Annotated in this window: 7 protein-coding genes; 6 read left to right on the top strand and 1 reads right to left on the bottom strand. The window is 43.4% G+C overall.

Annotated features, from left to right (window positions below):
• The first annotated feature begins 249 nt into the window (after positions 1-249).
• The 6 genes from F597_RS0119625 (at position 250) to F597_RS0119645 (ending at position 8,213) form a co-directional block, all read left to right on the top strand.
• A complete protein-coding gene (locus F597_RS0119625; RefSeq protein WP_019541454.1) occupies positions 250-528 on the top strand; it encodes a carboxypeptidase-like regulatory domain-containing protein in 279 nt (92 codons plus the stop codon).
• Positions 525-1,439, top strand: coding sequence for a SusC/RagA family TonB-linked outer membrane protein (locus F597_RS0119630; protein WP_019541455.1), 915 nt, complete (start codon positions 525-527; stop codon positions 1,437-1,439). The genes F597_RS0119625 and F597_RS0119630 overlap by 4 nt, the downstream gene beginning before the upstream one ends.
• 22 nt (positions 1,440-1,461) lie before the next feature.
• Complete coding sequence (locus F597_RS22965; protein ID WP_245542062.1) at positions 1,462-1,806, top strand: hypothetical protein; 345 nt, start codon at positions 1,462-1,464, stop codon at positions 1,804-1,806.
• Between the two features lie 19 nt (positions 1,807-1,825).
• Positions 1,826-2,707, top strand: a complete 882-nt coding sequence (locus F597_RS21355; RefSeq protein ID WP_052319846.1) for a RagB/SusD family nutrient uptake outer membrane protein — start codon at positions 1,826-1,828, stop codon at positions 2,705-2,707.
• A gap of 785 nt (positions 2,708-3,492) precedes the next feature.
• Entirely contained in the window at positions 3,493-6,588 is a 3,096-nt protein-coding gene (locus tag F597_RS0119640) for a SusC/RagA family TonB-linked outer membrane protein (RefSeq protein WP_019541456.1), read from the top strand.
• Between the two features lie 26 nt (positions 6,589-6,614).
• Positions 6,615-8,213 (top strand): RagB/SusD family nutrient uptake outer membrane protein, encoded by a 1,599-nt coding sequence (locus F597_RS0119645; protein ID WP_019541457.1) that lies wholly within the window; start codon positions 6,615-6,617, stop codon positions 8,211-8,213.
• Between the two features lie 286 nt (positions 8,214-8,499).
• Here the strand turns inward: F597_RS0119645 and F597_RS21360 are convergent.
• Positions 8,500-8,791: transposase (locus tag F597_RS21360; RefSeq protein WP_026327273.1), on the bottom strand; the 292-nt coding region annotated here is incomplete at its 5' end.

Below are 8,791 nucleotides of genomic sequence, written 5' to 3' on the forward strand. Positions count from 1 at the left end.
AGAAACTATTTGACAGGCTTGTGATAGCCGCTGTTTCATATCCTCCTGAATTCAAATCCAAAATTTACAATAGGGCATATTGCGGATAATCATTTAAATTTAATATAAAGGCTCCTCCGGTGCAATTAAGTTCGGAGGAGCCTTTTTCATGTTATGACGGCTCTGTGCTGCTTCTTAAGGGAACAGATAAATTCAGGTTGAGATATAAAAGAAATAAGTTTATAAACAGATGATTAATACATGTAAATTATGAAAGGAAAGCTATTGTTGTTTTTGGTCCTGTCTTTTGTAGGGATAGGAGTTGTTTCCGCACAAACTCAGGTGCAGGGAACAGTTGTAGATGAATCGGATGAGCCGGTGATCGGTGCTACGATTCAAATTAAAGGAACGTCTCAGGGTACGGTTACTGATATAGACGGGCGCTTCAATTTATCGGCGCCTGTAAACGGTACGTTGGTAATATCTTATGTGGGGCTGGAAGAACCTGCGGCAGCCAGTGTGTTGGAAGATTTTTCCAAAACCGGTTGAGAGGATCGCTGGAATATTTCAATCGCCGTTCGAAAGATCTGTTATTCGAGATCCCTAAGCCGTTGTCCATTGGTTATTCGGCCTATTCAGCCAATATCGGGGCAATGAAGAATGTAGGTTATGAAATACAGATTACTGGAACACCCGTCAGAACGAACGATCTGGAATGGAATATTTCCCTGAATGCTACCCGGTATAAGAACACCATTACCGCACTTCCCCAGGATCAGATCATTTCGGGGAATACACTGCGGAGAGTAGGTGGCTCCGTATACGATTTTTTCCTTCCCGAATGGGCGGGTGTGAATCCTGAGACCGGCCTCCCGCAGTGGTATAAGACCGATGATAAAGGAAACAGGGTAATCACTGAAAACTATAATGAGGCGAACACTACCGAATCCAAAATCATTGCAGGGACATCATTGCCAGATCTTTCAGGAGGTTTCGGTACCGATTTGCGGTACGGAAACTTTGAATTTTCTGCACTGTTTGCTTACTCCCTGGGCGGGAAGATTTATAATGGCGACAAGCTCTCCATTTTACATAACGGAAGCTCTGCAGGTAGAGCGATGTCTATCGAGATGTTAGGCCGGTGGACCCCAGAGAATACCAATGCAGATATTCCCCGTCTTCAGACAAACAATGCATACGCCTGGACAAGTACATCCACCCGTTTTCTTATCGACGCCGATTATCTCCGGTTGAAAAATATTTTAGTGGGATATAATATTCCGAAACCCGTATTGGAAAGGATAGGGCTTTCCGATCTGAAAATATATGCTCAGGGCGAAAATCTTTTGACGGTGTTTGGTGCCGAAGGGATCGATCCTGAACAAACCATCGGCGGATCAACCTATTTCCGTTATCCGGCGATGAAAACAGTTTCTTTTGGCGTGAACTTATCTTTCTGACAACCCAATAAACGACATGAAAATGAAAAAAAGAATATATATAATATGGAGTATTCTGCTCGCTATCGGTTTGAATTCATGCGATCTGGATATTGATCCGACGGATGCGGTGAGCAGCGACATTGTTTTTGATAATGCAGGCAATGCCGAAAAAGTATTGAACGGTACCTGGGCATACCTGATGGATACCTATACCACGTATCAAAATCCGGGATGGTCGAGCGTGTTGCTTACAAGCGATGCCATGGCGAATGATGTAGCTGTTCAGCCCGGGAAATACGGCTACCTGGTATGCCCATGCCTATGCATACGATCCCGATGCAGCCTGTGTACCCATTTATACGGAACCGTCGACAAGCTCTACTGAAGGAGCTGCGAGGAGTTCCGTGGAGGAGGTTTATCGGCGTGCAGAGGATGACCTTCTGGAGGCCTATAATGCGCTTGATTCTTATACGCGGGATGCCAGGCATAAGTTCGACCGGAATGTAGTAGCCGGGATACTCGCCCGTTTGTATCTGCAGAAGAATCAGTGGGGCGATGCGCAAAAGTATGCAGCGGAGGCTCATAAAGACTATGCATGGATGTCGAGAACCGATTATCTTTCAGGATTTAACGATCGTTCCAATAGCGAATGGATATGGGGACACGGACAAACAACAGATCAATCTGTGGCGAGCTATAGTTTTCATTTCAAAGATGTGTCATCTGAGTCTTCCTATTACTATAGTTTTATGGCCGATCCTCACTTCCGTTCTTTCTTCGACGGTAATGATATCCGTTCGGAATTATTTGAATGGGATGTAACACGCTATCTGGGCGGACTGATGTATAAGAAATTCAAATTTCGACCCGATAACACAGGGGATATCGTGCTTATGAGAAAAGCGGAACTCGTATTAATAGAGGCCGAAGCATTTGCCGAACAGGGTGAACCGGGACAGGCAATAGCCAAACTCAACGAATTGAGACAACAACGCGGAGCCGACACTCCTGACCTGTCGGGTTTGTCAAAAGAAGAGCTTGTGGAAGAGATCCTGATAGAAAGAAGGAAAGAGTTGTGGGGAGAAGGATTTGGCCTGTCTGACCTGAAGAGGCGTCAGAAACCGGTAGAAAGAACTGCCGCAACCGGATTGGTACCGGATACCAATATAGAGATCAAAGGGCATACCGTGTTGAGATTCCCCAATAATACCGATTTCACAGCAAATAGCCCTTATTATTTATTTGCTATTCCGGAACTGGAAACCATCAATAATCCCAACTTATAGTATATTTATAGGTTATTTCTTGTTTTAAAACCCATCTCTTTTTACTGGCAGGTAAAAAGGATGGGCCTTTTTTGTGATAGTCAGTTCCGGACAATAAGCAAATCCGCCCATTTTTCTTAAATTTCACTCCTTTCTTCATTGGCAGGTAGTGGATATGCCACTTTGGTAAATGCATAGAAGCTAATCAAATAAAAATTGTAGAAATAAATCCCTGAGATAGATATCCATAAACATTTGTAGTGAGAGATGAAAGTTCTAATCGTTTTTATATGGAAAATACCCTGAGAGTTCCATTGGATATGCTAAAAGTGTGCCGGTTTATTAATTTTAGTGATGTTTTACTTTGTTTTTTTAATAAGTAAAATGTTAAATATATATTTTTTTATACTTTAATGTTTTGAATTGAAATAATATTTTATATTTTTGCACGAAATTATATCAAAAATAGATAAAATATGGATTCTGGTTCAAGTGGTTGTGCATCTTCTGTATCCTTAATAAAAGTTAATGGGGGGGAGGGGGTATTCCACCTTATTCTTTTGGCAATCTCGATTCAGGCTTAGAAGTCCACTATTCAGGTTTATCTCTTTCTTCCATTCTGTTTACATATCCTTCTTTTACAGAAGTCTTTTCTTTATACCGTTCCTATTCCTCTTATGGAACGGATCAGCTCCATTATTCTCCTTGTGTAGAAAATATTTATTGCGTGCCCTCTCTCTGTTATGGAGGGGAGGGGGATTTCGTGTGCGGTTTACAAATGAGTTTTTAATTAAAAAAAGTAGAGTATGAAAAGAAAATTAGTGTTGTTTTTAACCCTGTTTTTTGTGGGAGTAGGCTTTATTGCTGCTCAGACACAGGTGCGTGGTATTGTAGTGGATGAAACGGGTGAACCTGTTATCGGAGCTACGATTCAGATTAAAGGTACTTCACAGGGTACGGTAACCGATGCGGACGGAAATTTCAACCTGTCTGCTCCTGCCGATGGTACATTAGTGGTCTCCTATGTAGGGATGCAAACGCAAGAAGTATCGGTAAGTACGAATGTGAGGGTGGTATTAACTTCTGATACTGAATTGCTTGATGAATTAATAGTGGTTGGATACGGTACGCAACGTAAAAGGGACGTTACGAGCTCTATTTCCCAGATCAAAGGAGAAGACTTAGCCTCTAAGGCTTCACCCAGTTTTATGCAACAATTGGCCGGTAGAGCTTCAGGGGTGCAGGTAATTTCGCCTTCGGGGGATGTCACACAGCCTCCTCGGGTTGTTATCCGTGGGGTCGGTACGATTTCTTCATCAAACGCCCCTCTTTATGTAATCAATGGGGTGCCTGTAACTTCCGGAAACGTAGGATATTCTTATTCAAACAACAATGCTCTTGGGGATATAAACCCCTCAGATATTGAATCTTTTGAAATTTTGAAAGACGGGGCGGCTACAGCTATTTATGGTTCACGCGCGGCAAACGGTGTCGTTTTGATCACAACCAAGCAGGGAAAACAAGGAGCTGCGAAGATAACCTATGACTCGTGGATGGGATGGTCTTCCGCTTCCAAGCTGTATGATCTGCTGAATGCCGAGCAGTTTGTCACAATCGCAAACGAAAAGTACACAAATAAAGGAGATAACCCGCAGGCGGCCATGGATGATAAAGGGACAAACACCAACTGGTATGACCACGTGTTCAGAACCGGATTCCAGCACAGCCATACGGTTTCAATCTCAGGTGCTTCACCTCAGACACAATACTTTATGTCCGCCGGTTATACGGATCAAAAGGGGCTGGCTATCAACAACGAATATAGTCGCTATACCTTTTATGCTAAAGCGGAACATAAATTATTGAAAGACTATGTAACGGCGGGGTTCTCCCTGAATGCATCTAATCAGGTCAATTCCGGTCCTGTGAAAGGAACAAATTCTATCAGCGATAACATGTATTCCAGTTCGAGGATGTTACCAAACGTCGCGGTATATAATCCGGACGATCCGACCGGATTTAATATTGATCCTGACGACCGTAAATCACTGGGTAAAGGTGCAAATCTGCGGACAATCGAAAACACAATACCCAACGCGGTATGGGTGCTGAAAAACAACAAACAGTCAAACACCTCTTACAGGTTGCTTCCTACTGCCAATATCGATATTAAGCCTGTAAGCTGGCTTATGTTCCGGTCGTTGGTGGGTGCCGATGTCAACCTGATTGACGATGCCTATGTTTGGAAGCCCGAATCGGGTGATGGCCTTGGCTATAATGGGTTGATCAGCAGGTCGTCTATCAAAAGACAACGCTGGAATTTTCAGAACTTCCTGACCCTGAACAAGGCTTTTGGCTTGCATAATGTAGATGCGACAGCCGTTGCGGAATGGACGAATTATGCCTATACTCGTTTTACCGCCGGAGCGCGTGATTTTTCGGTCCCGTTCTTCGTGGACGAAATGATTTCAGATACATATGTTACGCAAAGCTCGGGTGGTAGCTGGACATCCAACGGATTGGCATCCTATATCCTTCGCGCGAACTACAACTATAACAGCATCTTCTATGTCGGAGGTTCTGTGCGTTGGGACGGTATCTCGAACTTGCATAAAGACAATCGCTGGGGGACATTTTATGGTGGTTCCGCCGCTGTGCGCCTGTCAGGTCTGGATTTCTGGAAAGAAAGCACAATCAATAACGTGGTGAATGACTTCCGTCTCAGGGGAAGTTTTGCTGAAGTTGGTAACGATAGATTGTCGGGAGATTTCATGTACAGTGATCTTTTTACCGGTCAAAAATATGGAGATCAGGTGGGTATCTCCTACTATCAGACAGGGAATCCCGCTTTGCGATGGGAAAAACAAAAAATTCTCGACTTCGGATTCGATATGGCTTTCCTGAATAACCGGTTAAATCTTGTTTTCGCCTACTGGCAGAAAGACAACAGCGATATCGTATTGGATGTTCCGACTCCTCCGTCGTTAGGTATTCCATGGAATGAAATAGCCCAGAATTATGGTAAAATCAAAAATAATGGGATTGAACTTGAGTTAAGCGGCAACATTATCCAAAACAATGACCTGATTTGGAGAAGTGCTTTCAATTTCTCCACGCAGCAAAGTAAAATCGTAACATTGGTGAATGAAATTCCGTATGAACACTATATCTTGCGGGAAGGAGAATCCGTGAATGCGCTTTGGGGTTACCGGTATGCCGGTGTCAACATGAAAAATGGAAACCCAATGTACTATAAAGCGGACGGTTCTATTATTCAGGGAAATATAGATGACAGCAAATATTACGTGTACAACCCTGCCAACCCCGGAGATCTCAGTGAACCGGCTAATCTGGTACAAGCCGATAAAGCGATACTCGGAAATTCGCTTCCTACCTGGTTTGGCGGATGGGACAATACGGTGAGCTGGAAAAACTTTGATTTCAATATCTTTTTCCGCTTTTCAGGAGGCAACAAAATAGCGAACGTAACTCGCAGAGACATGCTGGATCAAGGGTTTGTCAACAACAGCACTGAAATTTTAGGTCGTTGGCAAAGCGAAAGCAATCCGGGTGACGGTACCGTACCGCGTTTGTACTATGGGAATAGTAGCTTTATTAATCTGACAGGGGAAGGTTTATCGCGCTGGATTGAAAACGGAGACTTTCTGAAACTTCAGAACCTTTCGGTAGGATACAACTTCCCCAAAGAACTCTGCAGCCAATTATGGGTAGATAAGCTCAGAATTTATGTGCAGGGGCAGAATCTTTTTACGTTTACAGGTTACAGCGGACTGGATCCGGAGAGTTATTCGGAAACGGTAACTCAGGGGGTGCCGGGAATTGACTGGAACGGTAACCCGCAACAACGGACATTCCTGATCGGATTAAATATCGGTTTTTAAGTAATAACATTAAATGAAAAAGAAATATGAAAAGAATATTATATATCCTATTCATCGCCGGATTATTTTTCAGTTGTACTGAACAGGCGATTGATCTCGAGCCGAAACATGCGATACTTTATGAACTCTCTTTTTCAACAGCTGAACGCTGTGAATTGTCCATAGTCGGCTGTTACGATGCCGCTCAAAGCGGTTATTATCCGGGCAACAACCAACGGCGCGGTTATCCTTTCGGGGCAGCAAGCGTGGAGCAAGGCGATATGAAAGGCGAGGATATGGTGAATGTACAGCAATTCTTTGCCGTTACTTACAATGGTACCTATAGTACATCTTCTCCCAACGGACAGGCGCACTGGGAGTGTACTTATCAAATGATAAACAAGATCAATATTGTAATCGAAGGTCTTAGGACAGCGGCAGAACAAGGTATTATTACGGAAGAAAAGGCAAAGGACGGAGAAGCGGAAGTTCGTTTCCTGAGAGCTTTGGGCTTGCATGAATTATTAGTCTTTTTCTCGTTACCCTATGCGGCAACTCCGGATGCTTCCCATTACGGAGTGCCGGTGAGTATTGTTCCGATCAATACGATTGAGAAAGTGGAAGAGGCCAAAGAAGCCGGAAGGGCAACCGTACAGGCTACTTACGATCAAATATTGGATGACTTGAACTATGCCGAGCAGAATTTGCGACCAACCAGGGACGGGGGATTGAAAATTTCCCGGGCTACAAAAGGCGCAGCCATTGCATTGAAAACGCGTGTTTATCAGCATATGGGTAAATGGGGAGACGTAATCACCGAATCTGCTAAAATAGTGAGCACGTCTGCCCCTTTTACAAGTCCGATTGGGAATTATACATTAACTACCCAACCAGAGGGACCTTTTGCGAACAACAGTGGCAATACTGAGTCTATCTTCTCCATAGAAAACAGTGAATTGGATAATGCTACAAATAATGGCTCGCTTTCCCAGTTTTATTCTACGGTTCGCAGCTTAGTATGCGTTAGTCCGATCATCATCAACGCTGACTTCTGGCTGGAAAGTGATTTAAGGAGGGAGCAACTCTTGACGAGAGGTACATATGGTAACATTAATGCTTTCTGGTCGTGGAAATACCGTGCCGGATCGAAAATGAACGATTGGACTCCCGTTTTGCGGTATGCGGAAGTATTACTGAATTATGCTGAAGCGGAAGCGCGCCAGAATGGGGTAACACAAAAGGCGGTTGACCTTTTGAACGCTGTACGCAACCGGGCGGTTACAGACCTGGCTTTACAATTCAGTGTTTCTTCATTTGCCGATGTGGATGTGCTTATGACTGCTATTTTGCAGGAACGGCAGATTGAATTTCTCGCCGAAGGCAGACGCTGGCCAGATATTCATCGTTTGACGTATGACACATACGCCATAAAAAGCAAAGATGGAAAAGCAGGAGTGCCGGATAAAGCGTCCTGGGGTAGTATGAGTACCGCATCATACGATCCCGCTTCGGGAGTGGTGGATCCCAATATTATAAAGACTCCGGGATTCAACTTTGAAGACAGAAGATACATCTTCCCGATTCCACTTTCGGAAATCACGTCGAATCCCAAAATTGCAGGACAACAAAATGCCGGTTGGGATTAGTCTGTATTAAATGAATAATGTAAATAAACCCTTTCAGCAAATCTGTAAACTCTACGAATATTAAACACTATTGAAAGGATTTGGATAGGGCCGGGAGTGATTCCCCGCCCTGTCTTTTACGTCTTGATTTCCCGTAGTTGTTCTTGGATTTATTCTTTTGTATGTTAAAAAACAGTTTTTTGTAAGAAAAAATTGTGAAATTAAAATAGAATGATATAAATTTGCGACAAATTATTTGAGAAAGTAGAGACAAATGAGAGTTAAGTTAGAGAATAATATAAAATGATTATCCGCAATATGCCCTATTGTAAATTTTGGATTTGAATTCAGGAGGATATGAAACAGCGGCTATCACAAGCCTGTCAAATAGTTTCTCCCCGAAAAATCTCCGGTTGAATTTATAACAGAATTCGTCGAGGTAATATTGCAGGTATTCGGGTTTGAGTTTATTGTGGTGCACGTCGAGTAACAAGCGTTTGACATTGCTGATTGCCGTATGTACCCAGGGCAAGACCTTCTCCACCTCTTCCGGTTTGACAACCAGTGAGGTATGTGTGGAAACATGCTGGCCCAGATCC

The organism is Proteiniphilum acetatigenes DSM 18083, assembly GCF_000380985.1.
Classification (GTDB): domain Bacteria; phylum Bacteroidota; class Bacteroidia; order Bacteroidales; family Dysgonomonadaceae; genus Proteiniphilum; species Proteiniphilum acetatigenes.